Here is an 18,443-nt window from a genome sequence, read left to right as displayed (position 1 = left end):
GGTCTACCCGGATAGCGCGAAAGTTCCCGTCTGCGCCAGTTCGCAAATCGGACGGGAATCGACCTTCGTCGAAAGATGCCCGTTTTGGGGCGTTTTCTTTGGGGTTTCCCCGCCCCCGTCAGGGCTTACGGAGCGCGGCAATGCAGGCTGCGCGGTCCACGTCCTTGCCGTCGGATCCGCGCCGTGCGTCCACATACGTCGCCACCGGCTCCTTCGCGCCGGTGGGCGGATAGAGATAGATGTCGAGCAGGCAGGCTGTCCCGGTGAACTGCAACTTGCGGGCATCGCCTTCCATGACGTCGAGCCGAGGCTCGCCGAACAGACGCACCAGCTGCGTGCGGTCGGCGCCGATCACGCCTTCCACGCCCGGGATCGCCTGGAACTTGGGATCGCGCGCGACGTGGCTCGGCTGGCGCACGTCCGGCAGCCGCGATCCGCCGCGATGGACGGGCTTGCTGGGTGCCGGCGTGCTGGTGACCGCACCGCCGCCGCAGGCCGCGAGCAGGAGCGCCAGCGCGGCGGCCGTGAGCGGGCCCCTCAGGCGCCTATGCACGTTGTCGGGGCAGGCGTTTGCGGGAAGAGCGAACGGGATCGGGCTCGTCTGGGTCATGATTGCGCCTCGCATCGCCCGGAGCGCCGGTGCTGTCAACCGCCGCCGCGCTTGCGGAGCGGCCGGGCGCGCGCTAGAGCGGGCCCGGTTGTGAATGGAGGCAGCGCCCGGCCCGCTCCGGGTCTGGTCTGCCGCGTTTTTCCGAGCCTTTCGGGGATTTCCTCCGGCTTGAAAATCCTCCAGTCGCGGCCTGACTTCCCGACATTTCCAGAACCCAAGGATTTTCCAGCATGGCCCAACCCACCGTGCCGCCGACTCTCGATGTGATCGCCATCGGCAATGCCATCATCGACGTCATTGCCAACTGCCCCGATTCGCTGATCGAAGAGCTTGGCCTCTCGCGCGGCGGGATGATGCTGATCGACGCCGATCAGGCCAAGAGCCTTTATGAGGCAATGGGCCCGGCCCGCGAAATCTCGGGCGGTTCGGCCGCCAATACGCTGGCCGGCCTTGCCGCGCTCGGTGCGAAGTGCGCGTTCATCGGACAGGTCGCCGAAGACCAGCTGGGCGAAGTCTTCACCCATGACATCCGCGCCGGCGGCATCGAATTCGACGTGCCCGCCCGCGCCGGCACGCCGACCGCGCGCTGCCTGATCTTCGTGACGCCGGACGGCCAGCGCACGATGAACACCTTCCTCGGCGCCTCGCAGCACCTGCCCGCCGAAGCGCTGGACGAAAGCGCCATCGCCAGCGCCGCCGTGCTCTACCTCGAAGGCTACCTCTGGGATCCCGAGGAACCCCGCGCGGCAATGCGCAAGGCCATCGACGCGGCCCGCGCGGCCGGTCGCAAGATCGCCTTCACCCCGTCGGAATGCTTCGTGATCGACCGTCACGGCGCCGATTTCCGCGATCTGATCGACACCGGCAAGATCGACGTGCTGTTCTGCAACGAGCACGAGATGGCCGCACTGCTTGGCCATGACGATTTCGAGAAGGGCATTGCCGAACTCGCGCCGAAGATTCCGGTGCTCGTCGTCACCCGCGGCGCGGAAGGCGCGGTTGCGGTTTCGCAGGGCCAGCGCGTCGAGATCGGCGCCGAGCCGATCGAACGCGTGGTAGACACCACCGGTGCGGGCGACCTGTTCGCCGCCGGCTTCCTCTACGGCCACGTGCGCGGCAAGACCCTCGAACAGTGCCTCAAGCTCGGCGCGATCTGCGCCTGCGAAGTGATCTCGCACTACGGCGCCCGCCCTGAGGCCGACCTCAAGGTGCTGGCAGCAACTGTTCTGGGGTAATTCCCTCCTGACGACGCGCCATTGACGCGGCACAGACTCCGGGAGAGGTTGGGGGTTCGGTCCCCTCCCTCCCGCGAGGCCGCATGACGCAGACGATTCCGGCATTGATCGATTTCGAGGCAAGCTGCCTGCCCGAATATGGCCAGTCCTATCCGATCGAGGTGGCGATAGCCCGGATCGACGGCGAAAGCCGCGCCTGGATGATCCGCCCGCTCGACGCCTGGAAACACTGGGACTGGTCCGAAGAGGCCGAGGCGCTCCACGGCATCAGCCGCGCCATGCTGGAACTGGACGGCCTGCCCGCCCGTCAGGTGCTGGCCGAAGTGATTGAATTCGTGGACGGCTGCTCGGTCTATTCGGACGCCGAGCTGGACGAATACTGGCTGGAAGTGCTGTGCCAGACGCTCGGCACCGCCCTGCCCTTTCCGATCCGCTATCTCGGCGAATGGATGATGGATCGCGGCTACACCCGCCCGCAAGTCGTCGCAGCGCTGGAAGAGGCCAAGCAGCGCCTGCCCAAGGAACACCTCGCGCGCGAGGACGCCAAGCGGCTGGCCATGGTCGTGCGCTTGTTAATGGAGAGCGAGGCCGCGTGATGGGCAAGAGGGACTAGTAAACTCTCAACCCACCACTATCGCCCCTGTGCAAACCGCCGTCGTCCCCGCGAAGGCCGGGACCCCGCCTTTCTTGAGAAGTCGCGCTAAAAGGTAGCGGGGGCCCCGCCTTCGCGGGGGCGACGGAATGGGTCAGGAATCTTTCCGTTCGACCCTCGTCCTTCGGGAAATCAGTAACCCGCAGCCTGCGACATCGGAGCCTGCTGCATCGGCTGCGGCGCCATTTGCGGCACGCTCTGCTGCGGCAGGGGCTGCCCTCCACCTTGCGCCGCCTGAAGCCGCGCGAGGCACTCATTCTTGCGCTGTTCGCGCGCGTCGGAATAGCTCTGCGCGGTCGGGCCCGGGAGCGCGCAATCGCGCTCAGGACGGATCGGATGCTTGGCCCGGCAGCCTTCCTCGGTCGCGAAAAGATTGTCGCTGCAATCCTGGAACGCGGCAACGTCGGCCTCATGCTGCGCGTGGCAGCTCGCGGTCCAGCGCTCCTTGTAGGACAGCTCCGCGAAATTGAGGCAGTCCTGATATTCGAGCTGGGCCGATTCCTGCCGCTGCTGCTGCTCGGCCTGCGCCTTTTCGGCAGCCTTCTGGCGGGCCTGCTCGGCATCGCGTTCGGCGCTCTCGCGCGCTTCTTCGCGCGCGGCCTGCGCGGGCAGGACCACACCGTAGTAATAACCCACGCCCGAACCGGCGATCAGCGCCGCCGCCGCCAGCGCCAGCTTGAGCGCGGTATCGACCCTGCCCGCCATCGCCTTACGCGTCCTTCGCCTTTTCGCGCGCCACTTCACGCCAGCCGATGTCGCGGCGGCAGAAACCGGTGGGATAGTCGATGACGTCGACGGCGGCATAGGCCGCTGCCTGCGCCTCGGCGACCGAGCCGCCGCGTCCCGTCACGCTAAGCACGCGGCCGCCATTGGCCACCAGAACGCCGTCCTTGAGCGCGGTGCCGGCGTGGAAAACCTTGGCACCCAGCGCCTCGGCCTTGTCGATCCCGCCGATCGCGCCGCCCTTTGCGGGGGTGCCGGGATAGCCGTCGGCGGCCATGACCACGGTCAGCGCGGTCTCCTTGCTGAAACGCGGCGGCTGGATCGCGGCGAGGCGGTTTTCCGCGCAGGCATGCAGCAGTTCGACGAGGTCCGATTCGAGGCGCATCATCATCACCTGGCACTCGGGGTCACCGAAGCGGCAGTTGTATTCGATGAGCTTGGGCCCCTCAGCGGTGAGCATCACGCCAAGGAACAGCACACCCGAATAGGGCATGCCTTCGTTTTCCAGCGTGCGCACGGTCGGCGCGATGATGCGTTCGATCACTTCGGCTTCGAGCGCCGGGGTCAGCACCGGGGCGGGGCTGTAGGCACCCATGCCGCCGGTATTGGGGCCCGTATCGCCGTCGCCCACGCGCTTGTGGTCCTGCGCGGTGGCGAAGGGGACGATGGTGGAGCCATCGGTCAGCGCGAAGAAGCTGGCTTCCTCGCCCTCCATGAATTCCTCGATCACGGCTTCCGCGCCTGCCTCGCCGAAGCGGCCCGAGAAGATCTCGCGCACGGCTTCCTCGGCCTCGGCCATGGTCATGGCGACTGTCACGCCCTTGCCCGCCGCAAGCCCGTCCGCCTTGATGACGACCGGCGCGCCGAACTTGGCAAGCGCGGCCATGGCGTCGGCCTCGGTGGAAACACGCTCATATCCGGCGGTGGGAATGCCCGCCCGCTCGCACAGGTCCTTGGTGAAGCCCTTGGAGCCTTCGAGTTGGGCCGGCTCGCGGTTCGGACCGAACACCGGGAAGCCTTCCGCACGCAGCGAATCGCCCAGGCCGTCGACCAGCGGCGCCTCGGGACCGATCACGATCAGGCCGATCACGTTTGCCTCGCAGAAGGCCAGCACCGCCGCATGATCGGTGACATCGAGATCGATGCAGCTTGCCACTTCGGCAATGCCGGGATTACCGGGGGCAGCCCAGAGCGTCTGGCAGAGCGGGGATTGCGCCAGCTTCCAGGCCAGCGCATGTTCGCGGCCGCCAGAGCCCAGAAGAAGGATGTTCATTAGCCGTGCCTTTCGATGACGACGAATTTGACGATGGTCGTTCCGGGGGGCTGGTAGCGAAGCAAGCGGCCGGGGACAACGCCGCGCCGCTCTCGATCAGCGAGATTTCGAACCTGCTGAAGCGCACGGTGGAAGATCGCTTCGGCTTCGTGCGCCTGCGCGGCGAGCTTTCGGGCGTGAAGCGCGCGGCCTCCGGCCACCTCTATTGCGCGCTGAAAGACGACAAGGCGGTGATCGACGGCGTCATGTGGCGCGGCGGCGCGCAGCGACTGGCGTTCCGGCCCGAAGACGGCATCGAGGTGATCGCCACCGGCAAGCTGACGACATTCCCGGGCCGTTCGAAATACCAGATCGTTATCGAAACGATGGAGATTGCGGGCGAAGGCGCGCTGCTGGCGCTGCTGGAAAAGCTGCGCGCCCGGCTCGCCGCCGAGGGACTCTTCGCGCCCGAGCGCAAGCGCGAACTGCCGTTCCTGCCGCAAGTGATCGGCGTCGTGACGTCACCCACCGGCGCGGTGATCCGCGACATCCTTCACCGTCTGGCCGACCGCTTTCCCAGCCACGTGCTGGTCTGGCCAGTGCTGGTGCAGGGCGAAGGTTCGGCGCAGCAGGTTGCCGATGCCGTGCGCGGATTCTCCGCGATTCGCCCCGGCGGCCCGGTGCCGCGCCCCGATCTGGTGATCGTGGCGCGCGGCGGCGGTTCGATTGAGGACTTGTGGTCGTTCAACGAGGAAGTGGTCGTCCGCGCGGTGGCCGAATCGACCATCCCGGTGATCTCGGCCGTGGGGCACGAAACCGACACCACGCTTTGCGACTATGCCGCCGACCGTCGCGCACCGACCCCCACTGCCGCTGCGGAAATCGCCGTGCCCGTGCGCATGGAACTCGCCGCCACGCTCGACGAACTGGCCTACCGCAAGCGTCGCTGCGCGCTGCGCCCGGTCACGCTGGGACGCGAACGGCTGGAAGCGCGCGTGCAGCGCCTGCCCAAGCCCGAGGCGATTCTCGCGGCCAAGGCCCAGAAGCTCGACGAACTCTCCGAACGACTGCGCCGCGGCCTGCGGGACGAAGCGGGCGCGAAACGCGAGCAGTTGAATCGGGTTGCCGGCAAGCTCTCGCTGCCCCTGCTGCGTCACCGCGTGCAGACCTCGGCCGAACGCGTCGAGCGGCTTGGCCTCCACCCACGGTTGCTTCAGCGCCGTTGGGCGATGGCGCGCGATGCGCTGGCCCCGATGGCCCGCGTCTTGCCACAGCTCGATCCCGACAAGCCGCTGGAGCGCGGCTTCGCCCGCGTTACCGCGCTCGACGGGCGCACGCTGACCGGCCGCGACAAGGCTGCGCAGGAACCCGCGCTGATGCTGCGCTTCCGCGACGGCATGCTTACGGTCACCCCCGGTTCAGGCGCGCAAGGGTCTAGTGCCCCTACCCCGCCTGCGCCGGCCTCGGTCGAAACCCCGACTGCACCCCCGGCACCTGCTTCGGCTCCCAGGCGCCCGGCGCGCCCAAAAGGCGAAGAACCCCGGCAGGGAGATTTGTTTTGACCAGCGCGACCTGCTAGGATTTGCCCATGCTGATGTCTTCCGCCGATCGTCCCGCCAAGCTTCAATACGGCCCCAATGGATTCCGTGTGCTGAGTGGCGGCCACTTCGTGCTCTGCGCCGTTTCTGGCGAGAAGATCCCGCTCGAGGAACTCCGGTACTGGAGCGTCGAGTTGCAGGAACCTTACGCCTCCGCTGAAATCGCCACCCGGCGCCTGCTCGGGAAAGCGTGACCCGTCGCAAGGCCCCCGGGGCAATGCTCAAGGCATCGCTGGTCGCTGGCGGCATTCTTGCCATAGCCGGGCTTGTCGTGCTGGGCGGTACCTCTCCCGCCGCGACAACGGCCGTAGCGGGCCCTTCGGGCATCGCTTACGCCGGTGAGGTGACTCAGGGCGGTTGGGTTCGCGGCAAAGTGCCGCAGGGCACCCGCCTGCTCACGCTCGACGGCGCACCGGTGAAGATCGCTTCGGACGGCGCGTGGTTCGCCGCTTTCGATCGAGACGCCAAGCCGAGCGCAACATTGGTCGCCACGCTGGCCGATGGCCGCAAGGTATCGCAGACGATCGCCGTTGCCCCGCGCGCCTGGCAGATCGAGAATGTCGACATCGCTCGCAAACCGGGCGGCGCGACCGAGGATTTCATGAAGATCCGCCAGCCCGAGCTGGACCGGATCAATGCCGCCCGCGTGCTCCAGACCGATGCGCAGGGCTGGCGCCAGCACTTCGTCTGGCCTGCCAAGGGGCGCATTTCGGGCCGTTTCGGATCGCAGCGCGTCTATCGCGGTGAACCGGCCGCCTATCATTCCGGCCTCGACATCGCCACCGGCACCAGCGGCACGCCCTTCGTGGCCCCGGCCGACGGAGTGGTCATCCTTGCTGCCGAAAAGCCTTTCACGCTGGAGGGCAACCTCCTGATGATCGACCACGGCATGGGGCTCAACAGTGCATTCCTGCACTGCTCGCAGATCCTGGTGAAGGAAGGCGATCATGTGAAGCAGGGGCAGGTGATCGGCCGCATCGGCATGACCGGACGCGCTACCGGGCCACATCTGCACTGGTCGATCAAGTGGAACGACGCGCGGCTCGATCCGATTCTCTTCACCGGGCCGATGAACTGACCTTTCGGAGGTAGCGGGTGCTAATGCGCCTTGCGACGCGCCGCAGAATCCCTATCCCGCTCCTTGTGCGCCGCACCATAGCCCTTCTCGCCCTGCTGGCGCTCCTGCCGCTGACCTGGGGCCGTTCGCCCTATCCTGCCAAGCTGAAGCAGCTTGAACTGGACATCGTCCCGCTCGCCCTGCCCGCGCCCGATCGGATGGCCGCCCATCTGGGTGCGTTCCATCTTGAGCAGGCCTGGCAGATCCGCAGCCGCACGCATCGATTCGGCAGCTACTCCGCCCTGCTGATGCGCAAGGACGGGTCCATGCTCGGCCTCAGCGATTCGGGCAATTTCCTGCGCTTCCGGCCACCGGGCGAATCACAGGCCCATAGCCGGATCGGCGAACTCCCGCTTTCGAACGGAGAGGCCAAGGAAGACCGCGACGTCGAATCGGCCACGGAAGACAGCGACGGTACGATCTGGCTCGGCCTTGAGGGCAAGAATGCGATCTATCGCATGACGCCGAAGTTCCACGTGGAAAAGCGCGTGCAGCCCGATTCGATGCGGGACTGGGGCGTCAACACCGGACCCGAGGCCATGACCCGGCTCGCGGACGGGCGATTCGTGCTGCTGCGCGAGGGGTTCTCGGGCTGGAGCAGCCATCTCCACCCCGCCGTCATGTTCGCTGGCGATCCCACCGAAAATCCCGATGGCCAGCGATTCGTCTTCGACGGGCCGGACGGATTCAGCCCCACCGACATGGCGCAGATGCCCGACGGGCGGCTGCTGATCCTGATGCGCCGCCTGATCTGGCCGATGCCCCAGCATTTCGCCGGACGCATCGCCATCGGCGATCCCAAGACGATTCGCCCCGGGCAGACCTGGCGGGTGAAGGAAGTAGCGCGATTGTCCTCGGACCTGCCGATCGACAATTTCGAAGGCCTAGCCATCGTCCCGCGTGAGGACGGGCGGCTGACTATCTGGCTGATCTCGGACGACAATTACTCACCGCTCCAGCGCACGTTGCTCTGGAAGATGAGCGTCGACCCTGCTCAGCTGCCCTGAAATCTCGCCGATTTTCACCGCAACGCAGACATGCGAAAAGGCGCGCAAGGCCAAAGCCCGCACGCCATTTCACAAATCGTGCTGAAATCACGCTCCCCGACAGGGAGCGCGAGAAATCAGGCGGCGATCTTCTTCTTCAGCTCGCGCTTCACCTTGAGGGCGCGCGTGCTGAGCTTCTCGTCCGAAGACTTGAGCAGCCAGTTGTCGAGGCCGCCGTTGTGTTCGACCGAACGGAGACCGTGGGTCGAAACGCGGAACTTGAAGCTACGCTCCAGGCCGTCCGACAGAAGCGTAACGTTCTGCAGGTTGGGAAGGAAGACGCGCTTGGTCTTGTTGTTGGCGTGGCTGACGTTGCAGCCGACCTGGCGGGCCTTGCCGGTCAGTTCGCAGATGCGGGACATGTCTAACTCTCGCTCGAAAAATTCTGTGGCCGTAAATACGGGAAGGCGCGCCCTTAGCGATTCACCCGGGCATGGTCAAGTTGCACACAGCTTTTTGAGCCGCTAGCGCTGGATCATGACCCGTTGGCCGCTCCCCGAATACATGCAACTCGCCCTCGCGCAAGCCCGGGAAGCCGCCGATTCAGGCGAAGTGCCGATCGGTGCAGTGCTTGTGAAGGACGGAAAAGTGATTGCCGCCGGTCGCAACGGTCCGCGCGAACGCCATGACCCCACCAGCCATGCCGAGATCGAGGCGATTCGCGCCGGAGCGGCGATTCTCGGCAACGAGCGACTCGAAGGATGCGAATTGTGGGTCACGCTGGAGCCCTGCGCGATGTGCGCCGGCGCGATCTCCCACGCGCGCATCGCCCGCCTCTACTATGGCGCCGCAGACCCCAAGGGCGGCGCCGTCGAACACGGCGCACGCGTGTTCGAACACGACCAGTGTCTCCACCGGCCGGAAGTCTATTCGGGAATCGGCGAGGCCGAGGCGGCGGACATGCTGCGCAGCTTCTTCCGGCAGCGCCGCTAGGCTCAACTCAAAGCGGCGTGAAATCCAGCCCGATATCCGCTGCCGGGGCGCTCTGGGTCAGGCGGCCCACGGAGACGTAAGTCACACCCGAAGCCGCGATGGCACAGATGGTGGCCAGGTTCACGCCGCCCGACGCTTCGGTCGGCACGCGCCCGGCAACCAGCGCCACGGCTTCACGAAGCATGTCCGGGTTCATATTGTCGAGCAGGAGGTGATGCGCGCCGGCGGCAATGGCGGGTTCGATCTGTTCAAGGTGATCGACCTCGCAAATGATCTGCGCGACGCCTGCGGCCTTGGCGCGGGCCACAGCCGGGCCGACGCCGCCTGCGACGAGGACATGGTTGTCCTTGATCATCGCCGCGTCCCACAGGCCCATACGGTGGTTCCGGGCGCCGCCCATGCGGGTCGCGTACTTTTCAAGGTGACGGAGCCCCGGAATGGTCTTGCGCGTGTCCAGGAGCGTCGCATGCCCGTTCATGGCGTCAACATACTCACGAGTCATCGTGGCGATGCCCGACAGGTGCTGAACGGTATTGAGCGCAGCGCGTTCGCCGGTGAGCATTGCGCGCGCATTGCCAGTCAGGCGCATGAGATCCGCGCCAGGTTCGACGCGGGCGCCCTCCTCGACAAGGATCTCGATCTCCATCGCCGGATCCAGGCTACGGAAAAAGGCGGCGGCGATCGGCAGGCCGGCGACGGTGATCGCGTCGCGCGAATCCATCACGCCCGAAAAGCGCGCATCCGCATCGATCACACTTTCGGACGTAACGTCACGGCCTCCCCCCGGAAGGCCCACGCCGAGGTCCTCGGCAAGCGTTGCGTCAACAAAGGCGGCAAGGTCGAAACCCGGGATCGCGAAAGTGTTCATGGAGCGCGTCTTTCGCGCGTTCGAACAGGAATGTCGAGTTCCATGCCCGGGTTCAATGATCGTTGGCGGGATGGGCCTCGCGAAAGAGTTGCCATTCCTCGACCACGCGGCCGTCGGGCAAATGGCAGTAGCCGGTTTCGCCCTGCGCCTCCTGACGGATCTCGCTGCGACCGCCCTGTTCCACGCAGTATTTCGAGGCCGGATTGGCCATGCCGATAGGCGCGGGGGCCGGCTGCCCGTCAGAGGCGCAGCCCGCCAGAACGAGGGCGAGCGCCGGGAGGGCAGGAGCGACAACGCTTCGAACAGTCATCTTCGTTTCCCCTCGGAGAAAGAAAAAGGGGCCGGACTTCGAAGCCGGCCCCTTTCATCATCATATGCCTGCAATGCGCGATCAATGCGCCGCTTGGGCCTGATCGGTCGTGACCGGGGTGATCTTGATCTCCACACGACGGTTCTTGGCCCGGCCTTGCTCGGTACCGTTGTCGGCCACCGGGTAGTTCTTGCCCATCCCCTGCGTCTGGATGCGCGAGGAGGAAACGCCCTGCATGATGAGGTACCGCGCGACCGAATCCGCACGCCGCTTCGAAAGGTCGAGGTTGAACGCGTCGGAGCCGACCGAATCGGTATGGCCGTACACGTCGATCAGGCTGTTCGGATATTGCTTCATCGAATCGGCCACTTTGTCGAGCGCCTGCTGGAACGCGGGGCTGATCTCGGTGGAATTGAACGCGAAAGTCACGTCGGGCAGGTTGACGAGAATGCCGTCGCCTTCCTTGGTGACATCGATGCCCGAGCCCGAGGTCTGCTCCTTCAGCTCACGGATCTGCTTGTCCATCTGGCTGCCCACCACGGCGCCAGCAACGCCGCCGATGCCGGCCCCAACGATGCGCGCGCTGCGGCCGCCGATCACGGCGCCCAGCAAATAGCCCAGCCCCGCACCACCGGCTGTACCAAGTGCCGTGCGGGAGGCCTTCCGTTCACCGGTATTGGGATCCGTGACACAGGCCGAAACGGCAAGAAGCGAAAATACGGCAACGGTCGATGTCAGGAGACGTGACTTCATCTTGGCCCTTCCTCTGAGAATTACTTCCAGCAACTGTGTGTAGTCGTGAACGTGAATAGCATATGGACACGGCCCGAGGAACGAGTGCACCGCCCGAGTGTTCCCTTGCAAACAGTGGCTTGAGCTATCTCGGAGGAGCTTTTTACGTCTGCGCGTGTTTCTGGCGCGTTTCGGAATGCTGCATTTGCAACATGCGCTTCGCAGCGACCAAGAATTCTGCTAGCGCAGGTTTATTGTGACGCCCTTTCCCTGGACCGACCTCCTCATCATCGCCGGCCTGATCCTGATCAATGGCCTGTTTTCCATGTCCGAACTGGCCATTGTCTCGGCGCGCTCCGCACGCTTGAAGATCTCGGCCGACAAAGGCAGCAAGAGCGCGCAGACCGCGCTCGACCTTGCTGCCGACCCGGGTAAGTTCCTCTCGACCGTACAGATCGGCATCACGCTGATCGGCATCGTCGCCGGCGCCTATTCGGGCGCCAGCCTGGAACAGCCCGTAGCGGAGCGATTGGAGGCCTGGGGCGTCGCCGCGCGCTTTTCCCACCACACCGCGTTCACGCTGGTCATCATCGCCACGACATATGCCAGCCTTGTGGTCGGTGAACTCGTGCCCAAGCAACTGGCCTTGCGCGCCGCCGAATCGGTCGCGCTGGTCATGGCGCAGCCGATGGTCTGGATGTCGAAAGCCATGGCCCCGATCGTCTGGCTGCTGGACCGGTCCTCCGGCCTGATCCTGCGCCTGATCGGCGTGCGCCGCGGCGGCGAGGAGCAGATCACCGCCGAAGAGCTCCAGATGATCTTCGCCGAGGCCACCCGGTCGGGCGTGATCGAAGAGGAAGACCGCGCGATCATGGCGGGCGTCATGCGGCTTGCCGACCGGCCGGTGCGCGAGTTGATGACCCCCCGCAATCAGATCGACTGGATCGACGTCGACGCCGACGAGGCGACGCTGCGCGCCAAGATCGAGGCATCGCCGCACTCGCTGCTGCCCGTGGCGCGCGAATCCTCTCCCGATACGGTGCTGGGCGTGCTCAAGGTGCGCGAAGTGCTGGCCGCGCTCGTGGCCGGGCGGCCGGTAGAGATCGCGGCGATGATGAAGAAGGCGGAAGTCGTTCCCGACCAGCTCGACGCCATGGACGCGCTGCGCAAGCTCCAGCAGGCCGAAGTGCCGATGGCGATGGTCCACGACGAATATGGCCACCTTGAAGGCGTGGTGACGACGTCGGACATGCTCGCCGCGCTGGCGGGGACGTTCGTGAGCCATCAGGACGAAGGCGACGAGCCGATGGTCGTGGTGCGCGAGGACGGCTCGCTGCTGGTCTCCGGCGCGATGCCGGCCGATGCGCTGGCAGACCGCCTCGGCCTGACGCTCGACGATGACCGCGAATTCGCGACCGTGGCCGGCTACGTGCTGGCCGTGCTCAAGAAAGTCCCGCGCGAAGGCGAGCACTTCGCCGATCAGGGCTGGCGTTTCGAAGTCGTCGATATGGACGGGCTCAAGATCGACAAGATCCTGGTCTCCCGAATCGACGAGGATACCGGCGACGATGGGGTGTCCGGCGAGGGCTGAGCGGGTTTTCAGCGCTGGCCCACCTGACCAGCGCGGGCTCTCACGTCAGCGCGCTTAACCTATACGCTTGCATCAATCCTTAGTCGTCGCCCCCGCGAAGGCGGGGGCCCCGCTATCTTTTAGCGCAACAGTTCAAGAATAAGCGGGGTCCCCGCCTGCGCGGGGACGACGGAGTTTGATTTTGTCGGGGGGCCCTCCGCCCCAACGAAAAAGAGCCGGAAGCGGATACCGCCCCGGCTCTTTTCGTATCTGACCGAAAGGATCAGCCGCCGATGGCGGTCTGCGCGCTCTGGCCATCGCCTTCGGGGGCGGCGAGGATCGCGCGGGTCACCTGACCCTTGGCCACGGTGTAGGTTCCCGGGTCACCCACGGTCGAACGGATCGACGGTTCGGCCGGACCGGCAAGGCTCAGCGCCGACTTCTCGATATCGCTACGGGCCTGCGGACCACCGAACAGCGCGTCGAGCGTCTGCTGCTGAAGCGAATCGTCGCTGGGGCGCGGCTGGCCTTCCTTCGGCGGGCTGAGCGCGAAATCGGGCGGCACCACCAGCGGAGTCTGACGCTGAACGGCGAATTCGTCGGGACGGGCGTGATTGAACAGGCCAGTGCTTCCGCAGCCGGACACGAGCGCCGCGCCGGCGGCGACGAGAATCAGGGCTCCGGTCTTCTTCATGGGCATCAACTCAAATCTCCGGGGCGGCGTTAGCCGTGTCGTGTCCGCCATTCGTGTCCGGCTTGTCGCGCGAAAGCAGTGAACGGGCAAGGATAATCAGGACGCCGATGGTGATGGCGGCATCGGCGATGTTGAAAACGAGGAAAGGGCGGAATTCGCCAAAGTGCAGGTCGGCATAGTCAATGACATAGCCGTTGCCCGCACGGTCGCGGATATTGCCCAGCGCGCCGCCGAGGACCAGCGCGAGCGCAGCGATATCGGGCAACTTGCGCTCACGCAGCAGCCAGACCAGCACGAAGAGCGCGATGGCCGCCGTCATCGCGACAAGCGCCCAGCGGCCTTCGGGCGAACCCGCCGTGAACAGGCCCAGCGAGACTCCGTAGTTCTCGGTCCAACGCAAGTTGAAGATCGGCAGGATCTCAATCACGCGCTCAAGCGTCGGCAGCGTCTTGAGATGGAAGACCATCCAGATCTTGACCGCCTGGTCGATCGCGAAGACCGCAGCCGCGATCAGCAGCCCGATCAGGCGGTTGCGCCAAACGCTCATGCAGGGGTCTCCGTTTCGCCGACGACCTCGTCACAGCGGTCGCACAGGTCACCGTCTTCCGAGACTTCGGGAAGGTGGCGCCAGCAGCGGCCGCACTTGTGGTCGGTGGAGGGCGTGACAGTCACGTCCTCGCTCTGCCCACGCGTCACTGTCGCGGTGATGAACAGTTCGGCCAGATCGCCTTCCGGAGCATTCGCGGGAACGGTCACTTCGGCGGCGAGGCTGGAGCCGACGATCTTCTCGCGGCGCAGCGGCTCGATGGCTTCGGTCACCTTCACGCGCAGGGCGCGAAGCTCGGCCCAGCGAGCGGCATCGGCTTCCACGGCGGGGACTTCCGGCCATTCGAGCAAGTGCACGCTCTGGCTGCCCGGGAAGCGGCTCTGCCAGACTTCTTCGGCCGTGAAGACGGTGACCGGCGCGGCATAGCGCACCAGCGCGTGGAACAGCGTGTCCAGCACGGTGCGATAGGCGCGGCGCTTCGGATCCGAAGGCGCGTCGCAGTAGAGGCAGTCCTTGCGGATATCGAAGAAGAAGGCCGAGAGGTCTTCGTTGCAGAAATCCAGCAGGGTGCGGACGTAAGTGTTGAAGTCGAAGTCCGCGACGGCCTTGCGCAGCGTGGCGTCGACGCCCGCCAGCAGCGAGAGCACGTAGCGTTCCAGCTCAGGCATTTCCGAAACCGGCAGCTTCTCTTCGTCCGAGAAGCCGTCCAGCGCGCCCAGCAGGTAGCGCAGGGTGTTGCGCAGCTTGCGGTACTGGTCGGCCACGCCCTTCAGGATCTCGTCACCGATGCGGTGATCCTCGGTGTAGTCGACCGAGAGCGCCCAGAGGCGGATGATGTCCGCGCCGTTGGTCTCCATGACCTTGAGCGGGCTGATCGTGTTGCCCAGCGACTTCGACATCTTGAAGCCCTTGGCATCCATCGTGAAGCCGTGGGTCAGCACCGCCTTGTACGGCGCATGGCCGCGCGTGGCGCAGGATTCGAGTAGCGAGGACTGGAACCAGCCGCGATGCTGATCGCTGCCTTCAAGGTAAAGGTCGGCGGTGGGGCCGACATGGTCCTCGGCCGGCACCAGTTCGGGCCAGCGGCCGGATTCGAGCACGAAGGCGTGGGTCGAGCCGGAATCGAACCAGACGTCGAGAATGTCGACAACACGCTCGTAGTCATCGGCGCTGTACTTGGTGCCCAGGTATTCCTGCGCGCGCGCGTCCGACCAGGCATCGACGCCCTGTTCGCGGATCGCGTGGATGATGCGGGCGTTCACTTCGGCATCGACGAGATATTCGCCGCTCTTGCGATCGACGAACAGCGTGATCGGCACGCCCCAGGCGCGCTGGCGCGAAAGCACCCAGTCCGGGCGGCCTTCGACCATCGCGCCAATGCGGTTGCGGCCCTTTTCGGGGACGAAACGCGTCTCGGCGATGGCGTCGAGCGCCGCTTCGCGCAGCGTCGGCGAGGCTTCGGCGGTCTCGTCCTGCGGATCGATGGCGCCGCCTTCACCTTCCCAGCGACGTTCGGCGCGGGTCTTGGAGGGCAGGTGGCCGAGAACCTTGTCCATCGGCACGAACCACTGCGGGGTGCAGCGGAAGATCACCTTGGCCTTGGAACGCCACGAGTGCGGGTAGGAATGCTTGTAGTCGGCCGAAGCCGCCAGCAGTGCGCCAGCCTCACGCAGGTCCGAGCAGATCGGGCCATCGGGGGCGTTGAACTTCGGGTTGATGACCGAGCCCTGACCGCCCAGCCAGCCCCAGTCTTCACGATACTTGCCGTCAGCCTCGACCACGAACTTGGGGCCGATGCCGTGCGCCTTGCAGAGCAAGAAGTCGTCCTCGCCATGATCGGGCGCCATATGGACAAGGCCGGTACCGCTCTCGGTGGTGACGAAATCGCCCGCGAGCAGCGGACGCGGCTCGGCGAAGAAGCCGCCCAGCGCGTGCATCGGGTGGCGGGCGACAGTGCCCGCGAGGTCGGCGCCGAGATAAGTGCCGAGCGCATATTCGGAGAGATCGGCCTCACCGGTCACGCTTTCGGCAACCGGGCCAAGCCCGCTGCGCGCGAAGAACGCTTCGAGCAGCGGCACCGCGATCAGGAAGCGGCGGCCGTCATGCGCGCGGTAATGGTGGTATTCGACCTCGGGACCATAAGCGAGCGCCTGGTTGGTCGGGATCGTCCACGGCGTGGTCGTCCAGATCACCGCATGCGCGCCGACCAGTTCCGCAATCGGCGATTCGGTGATCTCGAAAGCCACGTCGATCTGGGTCGAGACGATATCCTCGTACTCGACTTCGGCCTCTGCCAGCGCGGTCTTTTCCACCGGGCTCCACATCACCGGCTTGGCACCGCGATAGAGCATCTGGTGCTCGGCAAACTTCAGCAGTTCGCCGACGATGGTGGCCTCAGCCTGGAAGTCCATGGTGAGGTAGGGCTTGTCCCAGTCACCATTGACGCCAAGGCGCTTCAGCTGCTCGCGCTGCACATTGACCCAGTTCTGGGCATAAGCGCGGCATTCGGCGCGGAATTCCTCGGCGGGAACCTCGTCCTTGTTCTTCTTCTTCTTGCGGTACTCTTCCTCGACCTTCCACTCGATGGGCAGGCCGTGGCAGTCCCAACCGGGAACGTAAGGCGCGTCCTTGCCCAGCAGCGTCTGGGTGCGGACGACCATGTCCTTGAGGATGTGGTTCAGCGCGTGGCCGATGTGCATGTCGCCATTCGCGTAGGGCGGGCCGTCATGCAGCACGAACTTCTCGCGGCCCGCGCGCGCGTCGCGGGTCTTGCGGTAAATGTCCTCATCCTGCCAGCGCGCAAGAATTCCCGGCTCCTTCTGGGGGAGCCCGGCCTTCATGGGGAAATCGGTCTTCGGCAGGAAGACGGTGCTTCTGTAATCGCGCTGTTCGGTCATATGCGCACGCGCACTAGAGCAAATGCGCGGCTCTTGGAAGTCCGTGCGCGTGTCAGCGCGGCCACGGTTCGAGCTGACAGCCGCGATCGGGCGCGAAGGTCGCGGTCTGGCTGGCGAGCAGGGGCACGCTGGCCTTGACGCTGAGGCTCTGCGCGTCCTCCGAAAGCATCAGCAGGCCGCCGGTCCTGCCGAGCCCCGCAACGGCGAGATCGGCCTTGCAGACTCCAAGGTCTCGCCCCGATACGAAACGGCACACGCAGCCGGTTCTGGCCGCATAGGAGGTGCTGACGAGTGCCTGCTGCCGCAGTCCCGGCCACGCGAAAGCCAGCGCCGCCACCAGCGCAAGTGCCGCCAGAAGCAGGACGTTCCGCAGCCAGCGAGATGGTTGCCTTGTCAGCCACCTGCTGTCCCCGGTCCTGTAAGTTCTGGCTGTTGCCATCCGTCCGCGCCTCGCACATCACACCCGCGTCATGCCGGTGCGCCGCCTTCCCCATATCCTCGCCCTCCTCGCCGTGCCAGCCCTCTGGTCCTGCGGAAAGTCCACGCCGGACGGTCCTCCACCGCCAAGTGCCGAGGCCGAGGCCGCGATCAAGGACAATGGCGGCGCCGCGCATGGCGCGCTGGGCCGCGCCATCGACGGTCTGTTCGAAGAATCCGAGGTAGGCCGCACCGAAGCGCTGGTCATCATGAAGCGCGGTTCGGTCGTTGCCGAGCGTTACGGCGCGGGAATCAAACCCGAAACGCGCCTGCCAGGCTGGGCCATGGGCCAGTGCGTCACCACGCTGATGATCGGCCAGCTGGTCAGCGACGGCCGCCTGCGGCTCGACGAATCGGCCCCGGTGCCCGAATGGCAACGCCCCGGCGATCCGCGCGGCGAGATCACCTTGCGCCAGCTTCTCCAGATGCGCTCCGGCCTGCGACATAACGAATCCAGCGCCATGCCCGCGGGCGGTGTCAGCGCCCAGTCCGACCGCATGCGCATGCTGTTCCTCGACGGGCGCGACGACATGGCCGCCTATGCCGAAGCGCAGCCACTGGAAGCTCCGGCGGGCGCGGTCTTCGAAAACAGCGCGGCGACGCCGGTGATTCTCGCCGATCTGGCCGCGCGCGTGCTCTCGCCCGACGCGACTCCCGACCGGCGCCGCGTGGCCGTGAGCGAGTACCTCAAGAACCGCGTACTGCTGCCGCTCGGCATGGGCTCGACGATGGTCGGCTATGATGCGCGGGGAACAATGATCGGCTCGGCCATGGTCCACGCCTCGGCGCGCGACTGGGCGCAATTGGGTGAGTTCCTGCGCCACACCGGCGCCGTTCGCGGCGCGCAGGTGCTGCCGCGCCGCTGGGTACAGTTCATGCTCGCACCCTCGCCGCGCAATGCTGCCTATGGGGCCGGAGTCTGGCTCAATCGCCCCAAGGCCAGCGATCAGGCAATCCTGTTCCCCGGCATGGCGCCGACGAATACCTTCGCCTGTCTCGGCGAATATGGCCAGTACGTGATCGGATCGCCCGACCAGTTGCTCACCGTGGTCCGTCTGGGTGAGAGCAGCCACGCGCAGGAAGGCGAGCTGCACGACCGGATCGGCAAGCTGCTCGCGCTGTTTCCCGGCGGCGTTTGATCCTTCTGTCAGGTGAACCTTGGCAGGTCCTGAAAAAAGGAAC

The 18,443-nt window shown here is 65.9% G+C and carries 20 protein-coding genes; 9 read left to right on the top strand and 11 right to left on the bottom strand.

Annotated elements, in window-relative coordinates; all coding sequences use genetic code 11:
* Positions 1 to 118: 118 nt before the first annotated feature.
* A complete protein-coding gene (locus tag EDF56_RS12270) occupies positions 119 to 610 on the bottom strand; it encodes a hypothetical protein (protein WP_243652560.1) in 492 nt (163 codons plus the stop codon).
* A 230-nt stretch (positions 611 to 840) separates the two neighbouring features.
* Here EDF56_RS12270 and EDF56_RS12265 point away from each other — a divergent pair, with 230 nt between their 5' ends.
* A complete protein-coding gene (locus EDF56_RS12265) occupies positions 841 to 1,845 on the top strand; it encodes an adenosine kinase (RefSeq protein ID WP_132387772.1) in 1,005 nt (334 codons plus the stop codon).
* Between the two features lie 83 nt (positions 1,846 to 1,928).
* The gene (locus tag EDF56_RS12260) at positions 1,929 to 2,441 is read left to right on the top strand and encodes a hypothetical protein (RefSeq protein ID WP_132387770.1); all 513 of its coding nucleotides are present in this window, start codon (positions 1,929 to 1,931) and stop codon (positions 2,439 to 2,441) included.
* 188 nt (positions 2,442 to 2,629) lie between these two features.
* Here the strand turns inward: EDF56_RS12260 and EDF56_RS12255 are convergent, their stop codons facing one another.
* Together EDF56_RS12255 and purD are read right to left on the bottom strand one after the other, a co-directional pair.
* On the bottom strand, positions 2,630 to 3,202 hold the full coding sequence (locus EDF56_RS12255; RefSeq protein WP_207904692.1) for a hypothetical protein: 573 nt from the start codon (positions 3,200 to 3,202) through the stop codon (positions 2,630 to 2,632).
* Between the two features lie 4 nt (positions 3,203 to 3,206).
* Entirely contained in the window at positions 3,207 to 4,493 is a 1,287-nt protein-coding gene (purD, locus tag EDF56_RS12250; RefSeq protein ID WP_132387768.1) for a phosphoribosylamine--glycine ligase, read from the bottom strand.
* Between the two features lie 5 nt (positions 4,494 to 4,498).
* Here purD and xseA point away from each other — a divergent pair, with 5 nt between their 5' ends.
* The 4 genes from xseA (at position 4,499) to EDF56_RS12230 (ending at position 8,194) form a co-directional block, all read left to right on the top strand.
* Positions 4,499 to 6,034, top strand: a complete 1,536-nt coding sequence (xseA, locus tag EDF56_RS12245) for an exodeoxyribonuclease VII large subunit (RefSeq protein ID WP_132387766.1) — start codon at positions 4,499 to 4,501, stop codon at positions 6,032 to 6,034.
* 26 nt (positions 6,035 to 6,060) lie between these two features.
* Positions 6,061 to 6,264 carry a DUF2093 domain-containing protein gene (locus EDF56_RS12240; RefSeq protein WP_132387764.1) on the top strand — a complete coding sequence of 68 codons (204 nt, stop codon included), beginning with the start codon at positions 6,061 to 6,063 and terminating at the stop codon, positions 6,262 to 6,264.
* Complete coding sequence (locus EDF56_RS12235; protein WP_243652559.1) at positions 6,261 to 7,148, top strand: M23 family metallopeptidase; 888 nt, start codon at positions 6,261 to 6,263, stop codon at positions 7,146 to 7,148. The genes EDF56_RS12240 and EDF56_RS12235 overlap by 4 nt, the downstream gene beginning before the upstream one ends.
* 65 nt (positions 7,149 to 7,213) lie before the next feature.
* Complete coding sequence (locus EDF56_RS12230; protein WP_165912176.1) at positions 7,214 to 8,194, top strand: esterase-like activity of phytase family protein; 981 nt, start codon at positions 7,214 to 7,216, stop codon at positions 8,192 to 8,194.
* A gap of 116 nt (positions 8,195 to 8,310) precedes the next feature.
* On the opposite strand, the gene rpmB is transcribed toward EDF56_RS12230, so the two are convergent.
* The gene (rpmB, locus tag EDF56_RS12225) at positions 8,311 to 8,595 is read right to left on the bottom strand and encodes a 50S ribosomal protein L28 (RefSeq protein ID WP_132387762.1); all 285 of its coding nucleotides are present in this window, start codon (positions 8,593 to 8,595) and stop codon (positions 8,311 to 8,313) included.
* Between the two features lie 115 nt (positions 8,596 to 8,710).
* On the opposite strand from rpmB, the gene tadA reads away from it, so the two are divergent.
* Positions 8,711 to 9,166: a tRNA adenosine(34) deaminase TadA gene (gene tadA / locus EDF56_RS12220; RefSeq protein WP_132387760.1), complete on the top strand. Its 456-nt coding sequence runs from the start codon at positions 8,711 to 8,713 to the stop codon at positions 9,164 to 9,166.
* 7 nt (positions 9,167 to 9,173) lie between these two features.
* Here tadA and nadC read toward each other — a convergent pair whose 3' ends face one another.
* The 3 genes from nadC to EDF56_RS12205 all read right to left on the bottom strand — a co-directional run bounded on the left by nadC (position 9,174) and on the right by EDF56_RS12205 (position 11,097).
* A complete protein-coding gene (nadC, locus tag EDF56_RS12215; RefSeq protein ID WP_132387758.1) occupies positions 9,174 to 10,034 on the bottom strand; it encodes a carboxylating nicotinate-nucleotide diphosphorylase in 861 nt (286 codons plus the stop codon).
* 52 nt (positions 10,035 to 10,086) lie between these two features.
* Positions 10,087 to 10,344: a DUF333 domain-containing protein gene (locus EDF56_RS12210; RefSeq protein WP_132387756.1), complete on the bottom strand. Its 258-nt coding sequence runs from the start codon at positions 10,342 to 10,344 to the stop codon at positions 10,087 to 10,089.
* 81 nt (positions 10,345 to 10,425) lie between these two features.
* Positions 10,426 to 11,097: an OmpA family protein gene (locus tag EDF56_RS12205; protein WP_132387754.1), complete on the bottom strand. Its 672-nt coding sequence runs from the start codon at positions 11,095 to 11,097 to the stop codon at positions 10,426 to 10,428.
* 235 nt (positions 11,098 to 11,332) lie between these two features.
* Here EDF56_RS12205 and EDF56_RS12200 point away from each other — a divergent pair, with 235 nt between their 5' ends.
* On the top strand, positions 11,333 to 12,667 hold the full coding sequence (locus EDF56_RS12200; RefSeq protein ID WP_132387752.1) for a hemolysin family protein: 1,335 nt from the start codon (positions 11,333 to 11,335) through the stop codon (positions 12,665 to 12,667).
* Positions 12,668 to 12,929: 262 nt separating this feature from the next.
* Here EDF56_RS12200 and EDF56_RS12195 read toward each other — a convergent pair whose 3' ends face one another.
* The 4 genes from EDF56_RS12195 to EDF56_RS12180 are packed head-to-tail and all read right to left on the bottom strand — an operon-like array spanning position 12,930 to position 17,223.
* Entirely contained in the window at positions 12,930 to 13,346 is a 417-nt protein-coding gene (locus EDF56_RS12195) for a DUF3035 domain-containing protein (protein WP_132387750.1), read from the bottom strand.
* A 4-nt stretch (positions 13,347 to 13,350) separates the two neighbouring features.
* Complete coding sequence (lspA, locus tag EDF56_RS12190) at positions 13,351 to 13,887, bottom strand: signal peptidase II (protein ID WP_132387748.1); 537 nt, start codon at positions 13,885 to 13,887, stop codon at positions 13,351 to 13,353.
* Entirely contained in the window at positions 13,884 to 16,784 is a 2,901-nt protein-coding gene (gene ileS, locus EDF56_RS12185; protein ID WP_132387746.1) for an isoleucine--tRNA ligase, read from the bottom strand. The genes lspA and ileS overlap by 4 nt, the downstream gene beginning before the upstream one ends.
* Before the next feature lie 52 nt (positions 16,785 to 16,836).
* On the bottom strand, positions 16,837 to 17,223 hold the full coding sequence (locus tag EDF56_RS12180; RefSeq protein WP_132387744.1) for a hypothetical protein: 387 nt from the start codon (positions 17,221 to 17,223) through the stop codon (positions 16,837 to 16,839).
* Between the two features lie 31 nt (positions 17,224 to 17,254).
* Here EDF56_RS12180 and EDF56_RS12175 point away from each other — a divergent pair, with 31 nt between their 5' ends.
* Positions 17,255 to 18,400, top strand: a complete 1,146-nt coding sequence (locus EDF56_RS12175) for a serine hydrolase (RefSeq protein ID WP_132387742.1) — start codon at positions 17,255 to 17,257, stop codon at positions 18,398 to 18,400.
* The last annotated feature ends 43 nt before the right edge of the window (positions 18,401 to 18,443 follow it).

The sequence above is a fragment of the Novosphingobium sp. PhB165 genome (genome assembly GCF_004341845.1).
Classification (GTDB): domain Bacteria; phylum Pseudomonadota; class Alphaproteobacteria; order Sphingomonadales; family Sphingomonadaceae; genus Novosphingobium.
This window is presented reverse-complemented; position numbering and strand designations above follow the sequence as displayed.

Bases quoted from the DNA above. Each gene is read 5' to 3' on its own strand.
- EDF56_RS12270 (WP_243652560.1), bottom strand. From the start codon at position 610: ATGACCCAGACGAGCCCGATCCCGTTCGCTCTTCCCGCAAACGCCTGC.
- EDF56_RS12265 (WP_132387772.1), top strand. From the start codon at position 841: ATGGCCCAACCCACCGTGCCGCCGACTCTCGATGTGATCGCCATCGGC.
- EDF56_RS12260 (WP_132387770.1), top strand. From the start codon at position 1,929: ATGACGCAGACGATTCCGGCATTGATCGATTTCGAGGCAAGCTGCCTG.
- EDF56_RS12255 (WP_207904692.1), bottom strand. From the start codon at position 3,202: ATGGCGGGCAGGGTCGATACCGCGCTCAAGCTGGCGCTGGCGGCGGCG.
- purD (WP_132387768.1), bottom strand. From the start codon at position 4,493: ATGAACATCCTTCTTCTGGGCTCTGGCGGCCGCGAACATGCGCTGGCC.
- EDF56_RS12240 (WP_132387764.1), top strand. From the start codon at position 6,061: ATGCTGATGTCTTCCGCCGATCGTCCCGCCAAGCTTCAATACGGCCCC.
- rpmB (WP_132387762.1), bottom strand. From the start codon at position 8,595: ATGTCCCGCATCTGCGAACTGACCGGCAAGGCCCGCCAGGTCGGCTGC.
- tadA (WP_132387760.1), top strand. From the start codon at position 8,711: ATGACCCGTTGGCCGCTCCCCGAATACATGCAACTCGCCCTCGCGCAA.
- nadC (WP_132387758.1), bottom strand. From the start codon at position 10,034: ATGAACACTTTCGCGATCCCGGGTTTCGACCTTGCCGCCTTTGTTGAC.
- EDF56_RS12210 (WP_132387756.1), bottom strand. From the start codon at position 10,344: ATGACTGTTCGAAGCGTTGTCGCTCCTGCCCTCCCGGCGCTCGCCCTC.
- EDF56_RS12205 (WP_132387754.1), bottom strand. From the start codon at position 11,097: ATGAAGTCACGTCTCCTGACATCGACCGTTGCCGTATTTTCGCTTCTT.
- EDF56_RS12195 (WP_132387750.1), bottom strand. From the start codon at position 13,346: ATGCCCATGAAGAAGACCGGAGCCCTGATTCTCGTCGCCGCCGGCGCG.
- lspA (WP_132387748.1), bottom strand. From the start codon at position 13,887: ATGAGCGTTTGGCGCAACCGCCTGATCGGGCTGCTGATCGCGGCTGCG.
- ileS (WP_132387746.1), bottom strand. From the start codon at position 16,784: ATGACCGAACAGCGCGATTACAGAAGCACCGTCTTCCTGCCGAAGACC.
- EDF56_RS12180 (WP_132387744.1), bottom strand. From the start codon at position 17,223: ATGGCAACAGCCAGAACTTACAGGACCGGGGACAGCAGGTGGCTGACA.
- EDF56_RS12175 (WP_132387742.1), top strand. From the start codon at position 17,255: ATGCCGGTGCGCCGCCTTCCCCATATCCTCGCCCTCCTCGCCGTGCCA.